Here is a 12,654-nt window from a genome sequence, read left to right as displayed (position 1 = left end):
GTCTGACTCAGTTGTCCCGCTCGCCATTTTCAGCACGCAGTTGGCGCGCACGTGTCAGGATGCGGGTGGTGATATCGGAGGTAGTGGTTGCCGAGACCGGGGTGTCTTCCCACTGCCCGTCCTGAAGAACCTGACGGAACACAGAAACCCGCAGGGCATCGGAACGCAGCCGACGGTCCAGCACGTAGGCTGCAATCTTGAAACGCTCATTCTGGCTGGCCGAGGGCTGGTACCAGTCGGTCAGGATGACGCCGCCGACAGCATCGGCCGAGGCCAGTGGCATGAAGGACAGGGTGTCGATCGCCCCGCGCCACAGATAGGCATTCACGCCACCACGAAGCTCGTCAGCACCGCCTTCGGCACCACGATCCACGCCCAGAAGATGATTGCGGGGCGCTGTCAGGGTGCTGGGATCACGTCCGCCACCACAGGCGGCAAGAGCGCCAAGCGCCAGAAATCCCAGAGCAAGACGGGTTGTCGGTCGGTGAAAGGGTCGAAGAACGGTCAACTGGATGCGAGACATCATGTGTGGTCCTGCGGGCCGCGCCAGGGCCGGTCACAAGCAAGGATGCAGACTGGCGAGGCCTGCAGCCGGCAACTTCTGTTTGTGTGTTCATATCGTGCCGGCGGCACAAGGCCAAGCACCTGTGGAAGATGTTCTTATCCCCTGGCGAGCCCGACCTTGCCCAATGCATCCGCCAGCCTCTTCTGATGTGCTTTTGGTACGAAGGGAAACTTGCTGACAATTTTTGAAATTGTCAGCTCCGGGACCAGACGCAGCAGGTGTCGATGAACCTGCTGAGCCTCGTCAGGAAAATCACCGATCTCGACCAGCGCAATGAGATAGTAAACCAGCGAACTCGGACAGACCGGGTACAGACCGGACATTAACCTGCCCATGGAAATTACTTCCTGATAGTCATCGCCCAGCAGCAGGATCATCATGAAAACCGGTCGCAACAGCTCCAGCAACTGGGACCGGCAGCCGTTTTCAAGAAGTTTCTTCACGGTGCCAGCCGCCGACGTTGCATTACCCCGCAACAGTTCCAGCACAATGACAGCCATCAGATAGTCAGGAGAATCCCTGTAATGCCGGTCGTTCCGGGAGATGCCTTCAGCCGCCATCTGGGCGACCGAGAGCGCCGTGCTGTGCATGTCGGGATCATACATGAGGTATGCGGCAAGCAGGACCTCGACAGCATGAAGATCCGGCAGCAGCGAGACTGAGGCCCGGATCCTGCGAAGACCATGGGCAAACACCGCCTCCGCGTCTGCACTCCAGTCGTTCAGAAAGCGGACATAGCAGTGCAGCGCGTCAATGAGAGCAATGGCTCCGTCTTCTTCCTCAAGATCGGTAGCGTGTTCCAGCAGAACTCCGATCCTGCCAAAAAAAGAACTGTCGTGCCGCAGGAGGAGCATGAACGCCCTCAGCGCCATTCCCAGAGCAGAAAGTTCGGAATCCGGGCGCGCGGCAATCCGTCGGGCTTCAGCAACAAAAATGCTCCACTGCATCGCCTGTGCGGGTGCAAGCAGGCTGTTTGTTCCTGCATCCGGACCAGTGGACGGGAAATCGTAATGTGTTCCCCAGATGATGACACCACCACGCCGCGCATCCAGGACGCGGACGATGAGCCGGTTGTCCGTACCGCCCTCCCCTCCGCGCAGGCTCCCGGAAATGATGTAATCCGTACCCCAGGCCCGATAGACCGCCGCTGCATTAACCGGATCAGGCTCAGAGGCCTTAGGGACAGAGAGAACGTCAAACGTTCCCATATGAACGAAAATGAGTTCCAGCTGATCCCGCAGGTCCTGCCCCTGCTCCGCGAGCGTTTGGTCAGAATATGATGGTGACAGAAAAACCAGCGAAATTCTTCGCGGCTCTGCAGATGACGGATCCCGTGAGGCATAGTGCAACGGCAGGGCCAGCATTGGATCCGGTCGCGGCATGGGCGCGCTGTAGGGCAAATCAGTCCCCCCGGCTGGCAGAGCCGCCTGGGAGACATCGTTCGCCGCTTCCCTGCCGTGACCGTCCGTCGAAATACTTGCAATCAGGGCCTGGGTTGCAGGAGCCAGAGCGTGTCCTTCAACGTCGCCAAACAGATGGGTCATCTGGTCGGCCAGTGCGACTGCCCGTCCCTGGTCTCCACGATGGAGTGCCGTCTGTATCCTTGCGCGCCAGGCAATCTCGTTCAGGTTGTCAAACTTCAGCAGGCGCTCGGCCATGTTTTCGACCTGATCCGGATCGGTCAGTTCCCGAACGGCATTTTCATAAACGAGCTGAAGATGCGCTGACAGCCGTTCTCTTTGCTGAATGAGCCATTCATCCAGTGCGGGGTCCACGCCAGCCAGTTCGCCAAGCAACTGCTCGTCAGGCAGGGTGATACTGTCAATTGTACGAACGCTGGCGGTCAGCAGTCTTTCAGCATCGACAGAGGTCAGGGCCGGCTTCAGGGCAAGGGAATGCCGCTGGACATCGATGACATCCACGCCCAGTGGACTCAGCGCATCCAGCAGGCGATGGATTTCCTGCCTGAGCGATGCGCGGGCCATATCCTCGGGACGCTGGCTCCATAGTAGTTCGGCAAGACGGGAACGCAGGACCGGTTTTCGATCCGAAAGGGCAAGAATGGCCAGAAGGGCCCGCGTTTTACCGCCGACCGGAAGGACGCTCTCACCCGTAAGGGTTCTCGCCTCCATCTGACCTATTAACTTCAGGCGCAGGAGCGTGGGGTCAGTCTCGCGGACGTGACGGGATGCGCTCTCCATCATCTTTGCCGCCCCCATGCTCAGCGCCTTTCCCTGAGATGGGCAGAAACTTCGGGCCGCTTCAGTGTATCGTCGTAAGCAATGCAGATCATGGCAATTCTCAACCCAGTCAAACCTGCAACACCTCTGCAAAGAGGTCTTGTGTAGGATGCCAGGCGCGAATGCGATCGATCCTACTCAGGATTTGGTACTACCAGAAAACAGATCACCTTTTTGATGGAAAAGAGGTGCCTTGCAAGGCTGCAACAGAAGCCTCATCCGAAAGAGTAACCAGAAAAAGGTTTAGATAGCATAAACACGTCATGCCATCTTTTCTATTCCTGATGCCCCTGCTGTTTTACAGGCCCCTTATCCTGCCATCATCGCAAATGACGATGGTCCATAGTCTGTGCACGGGAAACCGGCATGGTTGCAGAATTACCGTAACCGGAATATCATTAAGCTGTTCGTCCGCGTAGCTCAGCAGGATAGAGCACAGGATTCCTAAGGTTTGAATTGGGCGCCATGATGGGAAACCGCATGGTGGATTCGCTCAAATTCGGGGAACGCTCTGATCGTCTTGATCGTGCCAATCCCGAGCCAAGCTTTCCGGCGCGCTGGAAAGAAGGTGTAGAGACTGTACGGGTGACACCTTGGCTTCCCTTCTCGGAGGTTGTGGTGAAGAGACAGTCCAGACCACGAACATGCCTTCAGGCATGGCGGTGAAAACCGAAGTGGTAAGAATCCTGGGGCCGGAGGTTCGAATCCTCTCGCGGACACCATACGAACAAAACACCCGCACAAAACTGCCGTTTTCCCCTAATGTTTTACACTTTAGGAGATGCGTTTTACAGCAGCGATCCGCGCCATCGCCTCTCTGGCCAGCTTCTCTTGGTCGACGGCGCGGGTATATCTCTGAACCTCGGCCAGTGTCGCATGGCCAGTGATCGCTGCGATCTGATGCGCAGAGCATCCGGCTTCTGCCAGCCGACGTGCAGCAGCCTTGCGCAGGCCATGAGGGCTCAATCCATCAGGCAGTCCGGCTTCTGACCGCCAAGCCTTGAACCGCATATAGAAACCATTGGCCGTGAATGCCTCTCCGTTCTGGCGTGCCAGAAACGTGGGCGTCGCCATGTGCCTGTACAGCTCAACCTGAAGCGCGGCGTGAATGGGGATCAGCAAGGCCGCGCCTGTCTTCTGCTGCGTCACCTCGATCAGGTCGCCACGGATATGACGTGGCCCCATGCGCACCACGTCGCTGCGACGCTGGCCAGTATAGAGCAGGAGCGCCAGAGCCAGACGAGGGACGGATCCAGAAGGCCACCGATCCTCGAACTGTCGGATGTGCTCGTCGCTCCACGATTCGGCACCATCCTGCTTTTCCTTCAGACGCTTGAGAGGCGTGGCGGGATTATCCGTCCGCCAGCCATCATCGATGGCATGCTCGAACAGCATCCGGAATAGTTTGATTCGATGATTCGCAGCTGCTGGCCGGTCTGCGAATTCTTCCACGAAGCGGCGTAAATGAACTGTCTGGAACTGGTCCACATAGTCGTCAGCATACGGCGCTTTCTGGATTGAAAGCAAAAGGCGACGATAGTTTGTCTGGGTGCTGGAGCCCAGGGCCTTGAAACGCCCGGACTGCATCCATGCGTCGATTAGATGCGCCAATGTCTTTGGAACGGGAGCTGCCTGTTGCACGGTCGTGCGGGCAAGGGCTTCCTGATAGGCTTGGAAGAACTCCGGCGTCGTAGGATCTGGAAGGCGGATCGACTGAAAGCCGGGACGACGGAAATACAGCCTGTATCTGCCGTAACGGTCCCGGACCTTCTGGATGTATTTGAGGCGGATGATGGTCAAGTCAGGAAGCGATCCAACGGATTAGGTGTAGTGCCCTGAGCCACGGTTTCAAGCTGCGGTTTGCGGCCGCTCAGTCCATCTGCCCAGGCATCCAGATCCAACCGGTCCCAGACTACCCGCCCAGGCACTGGGTGAAGTTTGCGACAGTGTGGTGCAACAGCAGTACGAAAGCTCGATGTGGACAGGCTCAGGTACTGTGCGGCAGCCTCGGTGCTGAACAGTCTGCGCTCACTCATCCCCGTTCCTCCGCGTCCATGGCTGCGTCGATGGCCGCGCGCAGAGTTTCTCCACTCATGCCATCTGACGGCTTGATGTCCTTTTTGGTCATGACCAGAAAGCCGGAAGTATACCGCCAAATATCCCGGCCGTTACACTCAAGCCAATCCAGTCGCTCCGTATCCGTCCGCCCGCTCATGCCTTGTCTCCCTCGCGCTTGAGCGCGGCGCGGACGACGGCTCGAACGCTTTCAAGCCGCTCTGTTTCTGACAGACTATCTTTCCGGGATGCGTACTCAATCTTCCCTAGGGCTTCTTCCAACTCCTTCACCCTAGCTTCCAGCGCGGCGACGTTGGCGGCGATCTTATCCTTTTCGGCGCGATCCTCTTTCCAGCTTACCCATGCGCCCTGAAGTTCAGAAAGCAATTCGGATCTTGTAGCTTCCCGAATGTTTTCTGCGTCCGTGCACTCTCCGCTTTCGACAGGATGGTAGGGTAGATATTCTGTCCCGGTGTCTCGATTGTAGAATAAATACCCCTCTGCATCCTTCCGGCGCTGTTCCGCTGTGCCTCGGGATTCGGCTTCCATAAGCATCCTTTCGCAATAAGACTTGTGATCTGGGAGCCAGACTTCATCGCTTAGAGCTTCGACAAGATCCGCGATCTGCTCGTGCCGCGTCCGCACCTTCTGTTCCGTGTTCTGGGTCATTTCGCTGCGCTCCGGCCATATCGGCGTTCATTCAATTCTTTCCGCAGGTCGCGGATCAGAAGGTCTCGTTCTGCTACAGCCTCGGCAAGCTGGTCGGCTGTATAGAGGGGGGTTGTGAAATTGTGTTCGTTCTCCCTCCGGATTTCGATGATTGCAAAGCCTGACGGGGTAAATGGATGGTCGATATCGGTGGGATCAACCCAAGCGACCGGGCTCATATCACTCATCTCAAACACTCCCCGGCCGCGAACCGGCCGCAAGGTGGAACAGGATCACGAGGGCCAGGGCCTCGCAGAATTTCGGAAGCAGGTCAGTCACGCCGCATCCTCCAGCCATGACCGGTGATCCCGTCGTGAAACCACACGGACAGCGCGCGCAGGGCTCCATCGATGGCTGTTAGGATTGGGTGCGGGGTCATGCCGCCTCTCCCATGCGCTTCATCTCGAAGTAGATCCGAGCGCAGGCCCGGACATCGACCAGGGCGTCATGCGCACCCTCAAGCGTCTCGCCGTAGAAGTGCTGGATGCACTCTTCGAGCTTCGGCGCTTTGGGCTTGATGATCCCGGCCGCACGCATGCGAGGCGTCGGCGGCAGGTTCACCAGCGGCGCGGCGGCTTCCATCGTGCAGAACTGCGCTTCCGGCAGCTTCCACTCTGCACGCTTGGCGCGGGCATACATCGTCGCCACGATCTGCCGGTCAAACTGGATGTTGTGCGCTACCAGCAGGTCGGCGCGGCTCGTCAGGTCATAGAAAAGAACAGCCGCAACCTGCTCGCGGATGCCGTAGCGCGCAGCCTTTTCCGTCGTGATGCCGTGGACGGCTGCGGCACTTTCCGGCACCGTCCAGCCATCCGGGCGGATGATGACGTTCACGCACGCCTCTTCCCGCCCCTGGTCGTCTGTCAGGATGGCCGCGAGCTGGACGCAATGCGGCTGATCTTCATGGCCGGTCGGAAGTCCGGGCTTCGCAAGGCCACTTGTCTCTGTATCAAAGAACAAGATGCTCATGCGGGCATCTCCTCGGCCGGAACTTCTGCGTTGGCGTCGGCCTGCTGGCGCTCCTGCTCGTGCAGAACGCCATAGCGATCGGCAAACAGGTCTGTGACGTCTGCCAGAACTTCCTCAGAAATCGGGCGTCCTGCATCGCGCGCCTTGGCCTGCGTCTGCTCCCACTTCTTTTCGAGGGCGAGAATGCAGCCGGTGTCTGAGCAGGCCTTGAGGCGACTGGTGAAGAACGCGACGTAATCCACCGGGCGCTCTTCCTGGATCTGCTGGCGCGGCTCCTGCTGCGTATCAGGCGTTACGTCCACGACATGGCCAGACGGCGCGTCAAACTCTTCCGGCGCGTAAACGCCAAGCATGACCTCAGGCGTATGGCGACGAGCCCAAACCCGGGCTGAGTGATAGGACAGCATCTGATCTGGTGTTTTCGTCCACCACTGGTTGTCCGTCTTGGCGTCCTTGAGCAGGACCTCGACTGTGCGCGACTTCTTCTCGCCGCGGATCAGGCCGGAACAGATGACCTTGCGTCCCTGCCCGTCTCCTTCGAAGTCATAGTTCAGACGGCCATCAAGAACGCCGCTCGTCTGGATGGCCGCCGCGACTAGCTTGCCCTCGAAGCACATCTTGCCGCGGACCACCGCCGTCGCCTGTGCCACGGCGAAAGGCGACATCTGCCAGCGCATCGCCTGCTCGATCACCATCAGGCAATCGCCTGGGCTGCCTTGCAGATGGTTTGGTACCATCTTGGCCGATGCCATAGCCTGAGCCAGCTTCATGGCGCCCTGCATTCCTTCGATTGCGAAGCCGCCGGATGGTGTCGTCGTAACTGCGTTCATCGTCTCAAGCCCTTCCTGCAATAATGGTTGGGCTGCGCAGGACGCGCGCCACAATCCGGGACAGGCCCGCAACGGTCTGGCTCTTGATCTGCCGGTCGGTATCGAGCGCAAGGTTCGCGGCATCGAGATAGCGCTGCCAGTGCAGATCATGCTCTGCCTGGTCGCCTGCCATATCGGCCCGGCCCGCGGCATTCAGGCTCACACAAGCGGCCTTGCGGAACTGACGACGCTTCATCTCCAGATACGGAACATGAGATTTGGACACACTTCGGGCGTTTGCTGTTTCACGCATTTCAGAAATTCCTGTGGTTTACTTGCCGGTCAGGCAGTTTCGAGAAGTTGGTGCTCGATTACATTGTTGATGCGCACGGTGGCGCGGGCCGCTTTGAACGTGACCTCAAAGAGAGCGTCCGAGTTCAGGCCGGACAGAGCCTCCTTCACATCCGCACGCTTAAGGAAATCCCGGACTTCCCGCATTTCTGATCGCGCTGCTTCCAGCTCTTTCAGCTCGCAGGACATCATGCAGGCTCCATGTTGTGAAGCACGCTGTCATCGCGGCGGATCATCCACTCTTTGCACCGCTGAACGGCTTTCCAGTCTGAGTCGGTATCCGAATATTCAACGCCACGAACCCAAGATCCATCCCGCCGCTTGCGATAAATCTCAAGCCCAACCTCAGCCTCGGCCAGCACGTAATTCGAGGTCTCAAACAGCGTACGCTTTGTGAGCTGAGGCCCCGGAAACCTTGACTGGATTTCCCGCAGATCATCTTCAGTCACGACATGAAAGCGTGGCCAACTGGGATCGGTCAGTAGCGGCGGCGCGCGCTCAAATGTGTTCTGTGGAAAATTGTCAGGCAGGTTCGCCATTGTGGTTCTCCCTCGCCGCTTCGTGCGGTGTGGGGAGACTATATGCGCACTATTGCGCATAACGCAAGCGCAAAAATGCGCAATTTCACGATAAAAAGAAACCCGGCTCTCACCGGGTCTCTGTCAACTGACTGGCTGGGGCGGCTCCTGCATAGGTGGCGGCCCCTCTCCTGGCGGCGGGTATGGATTGGGGTGCGGTGGTCCGGGAGGGCTTGGCGGCGGCGCTGGTGGCTGACCGCAGGCAGTTCGAGCGTCAGGCATAATCGTCTCCATTGGCGGGTGACGATTATTCAATGCCTGTCTGGGGTGCTGGTTGCTAAAGGAAACTGCTTCTGATGGCCTGCGGGTCAGAATTTTCCGGCGAGGAACTGCCAGTTCCAGCCAGCGTTGCTTGATGCTGCTTCCAAGGCACCTTCACCACTGAAGCGTCCTTCAAGAAGTGTTTCGATCTGGGAACGCCTCTTGTCGCAGAGCAAACCTTTATCCATGTCGGTTAGGAGAATACCGAGATAGGTATCGAGCTTCCGTCCTTCTGAGAGCGTCTTCATTTTCTCGAGATCAGCGAGAACCTTACCCCCTCGGCGATCGCCTTCATCGCATATTTTCAGCTCAATGATCGCAATCGGCATGCTGTCTTTGTAAATGGCAACATCCGCACGTAAGCCACCGAAGGTGTTAATTTCGTCACTTCCGACCAAGCCGCCAAGTTCGCGAAGAATATCCAGGTAAGGGCGCTCAACGTGAGCATGGACGCCGCATTGCTTATGAAGACCAATGGCAATCTGGCAACCCAGAAAAATCTCCGGGATCTCATTATCATGTCTGATGCCAGACATGTAGCGATAGGCCTTCAAGGCTTCAGTGCCAATATCGGCGATCTTCTGACTGAAATCCATGACGTTCAGCTTTCTCTTCAATGAGCAAAAAGAAACCCGGCCGGAGCCGGGTGGAAAAGAAATGCCCCAGATTAGGCGCGCCTCAAAAGCAAGTCTGGGGTTAATTCGTCAATCGAGATTGTGCGCGCCACGGAAGCTAACAGCGTCAAGTTAGGGCCTCCAATATCATTGGCGATGGCGGGGTCGTAGACAGCCCACATAGATAGATCGATATCTGAACGCCGTCCTACATCAAAACTCGCGGCCAAAATTGTATTTACATTCCGAGGGCGAATTTCATCAATGAGAATTGTTTTCTGATTTTCTAAAATAGCTTCAAGATCAAACGAGTGAACCTTATTGCTAACACCGAGAATATTTGCGTTTCTTCTTGTTGCTATGCCTGGAAACCAATTATCGAGGCGACCTATCATTTCGTTAGTAAGGTCTCGATAAGACCTGGCTATTGAAGCGTCTTTCAATCTGTCTGCAAGTTCCTTGCTGGCATTTGCAACTATCGAAATATAAACCGCAATTTCTTCCGCGCAGCTTGGATTCGCAAAAAGCACACCTGCATTTGCCTGAATACCGTTTCGCGCTGCAACAGCCTTGGCTGTTCTTTCATATCCCGGGACCCGACGCTCCATGGCGATCACTCGATCAATGGCATTGCCATCATCGGACACGGTAAGACGCTCCCCGCGCGGGCTAACCGCAACCCGAATAGCAACGGACGAGGCGTCAAAATAAAGACAATCAGTGGCGAAAACATAATCGTCGCCAGCGCGCACAGGAGCACGTTCGGCCGCCACCGTCTCCAGTATGGTACTCATAATAGAGTTGTCGCCCTGGGCAAGCCGAAAGCTGCTATCCGATCCGGGACGAGAACCCTGCATTCTGTTAAAAACCATCGTACAGCCTCCTCCCAATTCGTGACGGTCGCTGGAAGATTGTTAGCTAATGGAAGATCTGCGGTGTTGCTACCATTTTGTAGCCGTAGCCTGTTGTCTCTCCATAAATGAGCATGGGGAGATGCAACTCGAATAGGAAGCCCCGTAGGTCGGGTGCCCTTGTTCGTATGATAAAGCCCGGGACGTCCGATTTCCAAGCGGGCCGCCTGATAATTTGATGCTGTGGCGTAGTGTGCCTTTGCACCCTCCTCGCCTCTGCCGGGATAGGCGGTAAGGACAATCCTATCAGTTAGAATAATTCCTCCTGACGAAATGGAGAGTGACCTATGACATTCCCCAGCAGAAGAAGGTACTTCTTCCCAGTCACTGATGAGCTCAACACGCTTGTCAGTATTCATTCGAATATCAAGATCTGAGAACTGCGCCTTGGTCAGTTTCATCTACTCAGCATTCGCCATATTATCTTTTACCCTCACTTCCAAGTCCACTTCCCAACGACATAGTTCACGAAAACGAAGCCTTCGGGTTCGGCTGATAGCTACCCACGACAAGCGCCTGGATCATCACGTCTGGCGTGCCTGCACTATCGCCACCATTCTGCGGTGGCAGGACCACAGGCGTCTGAAAGGCCGGGTCCCAACTCTGCGGCCATAAGATCACTGTTCCGTCATCCCTGATCTGCACAGCTTTGACCGTGGCCTCGTATTGGTCCGTCTTGCTGCACCGCTGTACGGCTACCACGAAGTCACCCGTCTTAGGCAGGCGGCCCAGGTCGCCGAAATTGATAACCACGACCACGGAGCCTTCCGGGAACACCTTGTTCATGGACTGGCCACAGACCTTCAGTCCGTAGCGGTGAAAGCCCTGATAGGCCGTGTCGATCGGTACCGTGATGGCGTACCAATCCACGGCCGGCCATTCGATGGCCTCGCGCCATACGCCGGCCTGCACGTCGCCCCGGACTTCGATTTGCGTTGTGTGGATCGGTGACAGGAGGGCCTTGGCGGCAGGGGCACCATTGTAGGCGGCCGATATCTTAGCTTCCGTCGTAGCCGACAGGCTATGCGTGGCTGTTTCGTCGTTCATGAAGCGAACGATAGTTGATGGTGCTACCTGACTTTTTCGAGCAATCGCAGCGTATGAGTCTCCAGTATCTTTTCGGATCTGGTTAATCCACGCCCGCTGATTTTCTCGGACGTCCGGGATTTGGGGCTTCTTCACCATATGCGCATTTTCGCACATAAGGCGTATTGCGTCTCTGCGCACTTTTGCGCTTGCCTACTGCGCAATAATGCGCATAACATGCTCATATGAACAACCTACCGACGCCCCAGCAGATTGAGCAAAGCGCCGCTGACAAGGGGATGACCATGCGAGAGGTGTGTTCCCTCTCTGGCATGGCACGCAGCACGTTCCAGCGATGGAAGGCCGGAAAGACTTCCCCTACTGTCGCCACCGTCAACCGCATGATGGATGCCATTTATTCCACCCGCGCCAAGCGGAAGGAGGTGGCGTGATGGGGGAGTTTCGTCAGTATCTCGGTATCCGATGGACCCCAACTGCCCGCATCTCGGACGTCGAGAACCTCGATGCGGACAGGACGGTTCAGATCAGCTTTCGTCAGTGGGTTCTTCTGCTGACGCTGATCCGCCTGGGTTCTGAAGGTAGTTCAGAAGCCAAGAGCGCCATTGATCTCGCGTCTGTGCTGCAAGGGTTTTCATGGGCACAACTAGCTCAAGACGGGATGTCGTCTCTGGGACAGGCCGAGGTGGGCCGGAAAACTCAGGTCGAGACTGAACATCCGTCATTGGCTCCCAATGAGCGCAAAAATGAACAAAAAAAATCTCACTGTCCTGGCCAGAGCCAACCTGAATTTTTAGGTCATCAAGATAGAAAGACTGATAAGGCAACGGTCTATCCTTTCACGATAGGTATTTCGCTCTCTCCATTTCAAGAGAGGATCACAAGCGGGGACTCGGTTGCCGCCGATCCCCGCAATGACGCTACGCCCGATACTTCCGCGAAGGGAGTCCGGGACGATGCTTGATTTCGCTTCTATTGCCTTCTGCTCCCTGTCCTTCGCCGCGCTTCTCCGGACGCATTTTGCCGGGAGGGCTGTCTGATGGCTGAAAGCTTCAAATGGAAGCCTCGCCTGCGTGAACTGGAACGGCTGATCCGCGAAGGAAAGACACGCGCCCAACTTGCGGACCATTTTGGTGTGTCTGAAAATTCCCTTGCCACTGCCATCCGTCGTTACGGCCTGAACGGTCTGTCGCCAAACGATAGCTCGACAGGCGGTGCTTCTTCTCGCACCCGCATCGACTGGGCGCCGCTGATGCCGACCCTGCTTGAAATGATGGAGCGGGAAGAGAGTGCTTCCGCCATCGCCGAAAGACTGGGTGTCTCTACGGTGGCGCTGTCTGCAGCCATGGAGCGTCGGGTCCCGAAGGATATTCGCTCCAAGTGGAAAGCCGCACGTCAGCGCGCTCTGAACCCGAAGGCTGAACGCACACCGCCGATCCTGCGGCCGCCACTGGCGCCGCTCTCGGATGTGTCGTGGCGTGCGCTGTTCGGCGGCAACCCTCCTCCCGTTCCGGACTTCGCGTTCGGTCGGGGCGGTCGGATGCACTGA

General features: G+C 57.0%; 18 protein-coding genes. 3 read left to right on the top strand and 15 right to left on the bottom strand.

Features of this window, described 5'->3' with window-relative positions:
• Nucleotides 1-7: 7 nt before the first annotated feature.
• The 15 genes from HKD24_RS03120 to HKD24_RS03050 all read right to left on the bottom strand — a co-directional run bounded on the left by HKD24_RS03120 (nt 8) and on the right by HKD24_RS03050 (nt 11,108).
• A complete protein-coding gene (locus HKD24_RS03120; protein WP_228124132.1) occupies nt 8-526 on the bottom strand; it encodes a DUF3576 domain-containing protein in 519 nt (172 codons plus the stop codon).
• A 134-nt stretch (nt 527-660) separates the two neighbouring features.
• Complete coding sequence (locus tag HKD24_RS03115; protein WP_194258985.1) at nt 661-2,784, bottom strand: AfsR/SARP family transcriptional regulator; 2,124 nt, start codon at nt 2,782-2,784, stop codon at nt 661-663.
• A 795-nt stretch (nt 2,785-3,579) separates the two neighbouring features.
• Nucleotides 3,580-4,605 carry a tyrosine-type recombinase/integrase gene (locus HKD24_RS03110; RefSeq protein WP_228124131.1) on the bottom strand — a complete coding sequence of 342 codons (1,026 nt, stop codon included), beginning with the start codon at nt 4,603-4,605 and terminating at the stop codon, nt 3,580-3,582.
• A complete protein-coding gene (locus HKD24_RS03105; RefSeq protein WP_194258984.1) occupies nt 4,602-4,841 on the bottom strand; it encodes a hypothetical protein in 240 nt (79 codons plus the stop codon). The genes HKD24_RS03110 and HKD24_RS03105 overlap by 4 nt, the downstream gene beginning before the upstream one ends.
• Nucleotides 4,838-5,020 carry a hypothetical protein gene (locus tag HKD24_RS03100; RefSeq protein WP_194258983.1) on the bottom strand — a complete coding sequence of 61 codons (183 nt, stop codon included), beginning with the start codon at nt 5,018-5,020 and terminating at the stop codon, nt 4,838-4,840. Before HKD24_RS03100 ends, HKD24_RS03105 begins: the two co-directional genes overlap by 4 nt.
• Entirely contained in the window at nt 5,017-5,529 is a 513-nt protein-coding gene (locus HKD24_RS03095; RefSeq protein WP_194258982.1) for a hypothetical protein, read from the bottom strand. The genes HKD24_RS03100 and HKD24_RS03095 overlap by 4 nt, the downstream gene beginning before the upstream one ends.
• Nucleotides 5,526-5,756, bottom strand: coding sequence for a hypothetical protein (locus HKD24_RS03090; RefSeq protein WP_194258981.1), 231 nt, complete (start codon nt 5,754-5,756; stop codon nt 5,526-5,528). Before HKD24_RS03090 ends, HKD24_RS03095 begins: the two co-directional genes overlap by 4 nt.
• Before the next feature lie 187 nt (nt 5,757-5,943).
• Nucleotides 5,944-6,537, bottom strand: coding sequence for a 3'-5' exonuclease (locus HKD24_RS03085; protein ID WP_194258980.1), 594 nt, complete (start codon nt 6,535-6,537; stop codon nt 5,944-5,946).
• Nucleotides 6,534-7,367 carry a recombinase RecT gene (locus HKD24_RS03080; RefSeq protein WP_194258979.1) on the bottom strand — a complete coding sequence of 278 codons (834 nt, stop codon included), beginning with the start codon at nt 7,365-7,367 and terminating at the stop codon, nt 6,534-6,536. The genes HKD24_RS03085 and HKD24_RS03080 overlap by 4 nt, the downstream gene beginning before the upstream one ends.
• Before the next feature lie 4 nt (nt 7,368-7,371).
• Nucleotides 7,372-7,659 carry a hypothetical protein gene (locus HKD24_RS03075; RefSeq protein ID WP_194258978.1) on the bottom strand — a complete coding sequence of 96 codons (288 nt, stop codon included), beginning with the start codon at nt 7,657-7,659 and terminating at the stop codon, nt 7,372-7,374.
• Between the two features lie 29 nt (nt 7,660-7,688).
• Nucleotides 7,689-7,889: a hypothetical protein gene (locus HKD24_RS03070; RefSeq protein WP_194258977.1), complete on the bottom strand. Its 201-nt coding sequence runs from the start codon at nt 7,887-7,889 to the stop codon at nt 7,689-7,691.
• Nucleotides 7,886-8,236 (bottom strand): hypothetical protein, encoded by a 351-nt coding sequence (locus HKD24_RS03065; RefSeq protein ID WP_194258976.1) that lies wholly within the window; start codon nt 8,234-8,236, stop codon nt 7,886-7,888. The genes HKD24_RS03070 and HKD24_RS03065 overlap by 4 nt, the downstream gene beginning before the upstream one ends.
• A gap of 347 nt (nt 8,237-8,583) precedes the next feature.
• Entirely contained in the window at nt 8,584-9,132 is a 549-nt protein-coding gene (locus HKD24_RS03060; protein ID WP_194258975.1) for a hypothetical protein, read from the bottom strand.
• 71 nt (nt 9,133-9,203) lie between these two features.
• The gene (locus HKD24_RS03055; RefSeq protein WP_194258974.1) at nt 9,204-10,022 is read right to left on the bottom strand and encodes a hypothetical protein; all 819 of its coding nucleotides are present in this window, start codon (nt 10,020-10,022) and stop codon (nt 9,204-9,206) included.
• Nucleotides 10,023-10,526: 504 nt separating this feature from the next.
• Complete coding sequence (locus HKD24_RS03050) at nt 10,527-11,108, bottom strand: LexA family protein (RefSeq protein ID WP_194258973.1); 582 nt, start codon at nt 11,106-11,108, stop codon at nt 10,527-10,529.
• Between the two features lie 224 nt (nt 11,109-11,332).
• On the opposite strand from HKD24_RS03050, the gene HKD24_RS03045 reads away from it, so the two are divergent.
• From HKD24_RS03045 to HKD24_RS03035, 3 genes are all read left to right on the top strand, one after another.
• Nucleotides 11,333-11,539 carry a helix-turn-helix domain-containing protein gene (locus tag HKD24_RS03045; protein WP_407646346.1) on the top strand — a complete coding sequence of 69 codons (207 nt, stop codon included), beginning with the start codon at nt 11,333-11,335 and terminating at the stop codon, nt 11,537-11,539.
• Nucleotides 11,536-12,069, top strand: a complete 534-nt coding sequence (locus tag HKD24_RS03040; protein WP_194258971.1) for a hypothetical protein — start codon at nt 11,536-11,538, stop codon at nt 12,067-12,069. Before HKD24_RS03045 ends, HKD24_RS03040 begins: the two co-directional genes overlap by 4 nt.
• Before the next feature lie 75 nt (nt 12,070-12,144).
• Entirely contained in the window at nt 12,145-12,654 is a 510-nt protein-coding gene (locus HKD24_RS03035; RefSeq protein ID WP_194258970.1) for a hypothetical protein, read from the top strand.

The organism is Gluconobacter vitians (assembly GCF_015244565.1).
GTDB classification, from domain to species: domain Bacteria; phylum Pseudomonadota; class Alphaproteobacteria; order Acetobacterales; family Acetobacteraceae; genus Gluconobacter; species Gluconobacter vitians.
The sequence above is the reverse complement of the archived record's forward strand: the minus strand, read 5'-3'. Positions and strand labels throughout refer to the sequence as shown.

What these genes read in the sequence shown, in the direction of transcription:
- HKD24_RS03045 (WP_407646346.1), top strand. Translation starts at nt 11,333, where the DNA reads ATGAACAACCTACCGACGCCCCAGCAGATTGAGCAAAGCGCCGCTGAC.
- HKD24_RS03065 (WP_194258976.1), bottom strand. Translation starts at nt 8,236, where the DNA reads ATGGCGAACCTGCCTGACAATTTTCCACAGAACACATTTGAGCGCGCG.
- HKD24_RS03060 (WP_194258975.1), bottom strand. Translation starts at nt 9,132, where the DNA reads ATGGATTTCAGTCAGAAGATCGCCGATATTGGCACTGAAGCCTTGAAG.
- HKD24_RS03070 (WP_194258977.1), bottom strand. Translation starts at nt 7,889, where the DNA reads ATGATGTCCTGCGAGCTGAAAGAGCTGGAAGCAGCGCGATCAGAAATG.
- HKD24_RS03055 (WP_194258974.1), bottom strand. Translation starts at nt 10,022, where the DNA reads ATGGTTTTTAACAGAATGCAGGGTTCTCGTCCCGGATCGGATAGCAGC.
- HKD24_RS03095 (WP_194258982.1), bottom strand. Translation starts at nt 5,529, where the DNA reads ATGACCCAGAACACGGAACAGAAGGTGCGGACGCGGCACGAGCAGATC.
- HKD24_RS03105 (WP_194258984.1), bottom strand. Translation starts at nt 4,841, where the DNA reads ATGAGTGAGCGCAGACTGTTCAGCACCGAGGCTGCCGCACAGTACCTG.
- HKD24_RS03115 (WP_194258985.1), bottom strand. Translation starts at nt 2,784, where the DNA reads ATGGGGGCGGCAAAGATGATGGAGAGCGCATCCCGTCACGTCCGCGAG.
- HKD24_RS03100 (WP_194258983.1), bottom strand. Translation starts at nt 5,020, where the DNA reads ATGAGCGGGCGGACGGATACGGAGCGACTGGATTGGCTTGAGTGTAAC.
- HKD24_RS03120 (WP_228124132.1), bottom strand. Translation starts at nt 526, where the DNA reads ATGATGTCTCGCATCCAGTTGACCGTTCTTCGACCCTTTCACCGACCG.
- HKD24_RS03035 (WP_194258970.1), top strand. Translation starts at nt 12,145, where the DNA reads ATGGCTGAAAGCTTCAAATGGAAGCCTCGCCTGCGTGAACTGGAACGG.
- HKD24_RS03090 (WP_194258981.1), bottom strand. Translation starts at nt 5,756, where the DNA reads ATGAGTGATATGAGCCCGGTCGCTTGGGTTGATCCCACCGATATCGAC.
- HKD24_RS03075 (WP_194258978.1), bottom strand. Translation starts at nt 7,659, where the DNA reads ATGCGTGAAACAGCAAACGCCCGAAGTGTGTCCAAATCTCATGTTCCG.
- HKD24_RS03085 (WP_194258980.1), bottom strand. Translation starts at nt 6,537, where the DNA reads ATGAGCATCTTGTTCTTTGATACAGAGACAAGTGGCCTTGCGAAGCCC.
- HKD24_RS03080 (WP_194258979.1), bottom strand. Translation starts at nt 7,367, where the DNA reads ATGAACGCAGTTACGACGACACCATCCGGCGGCTTCGCAATCGAAGGA.
- HKD24_RS03050 (WP_194258973.1), bottom strand. Translation starts at nt 11,108, where the DNA reads ATGAACGACGAAACAGCCACGCATAGCCTGTCGGCTACGACGGAAGCT.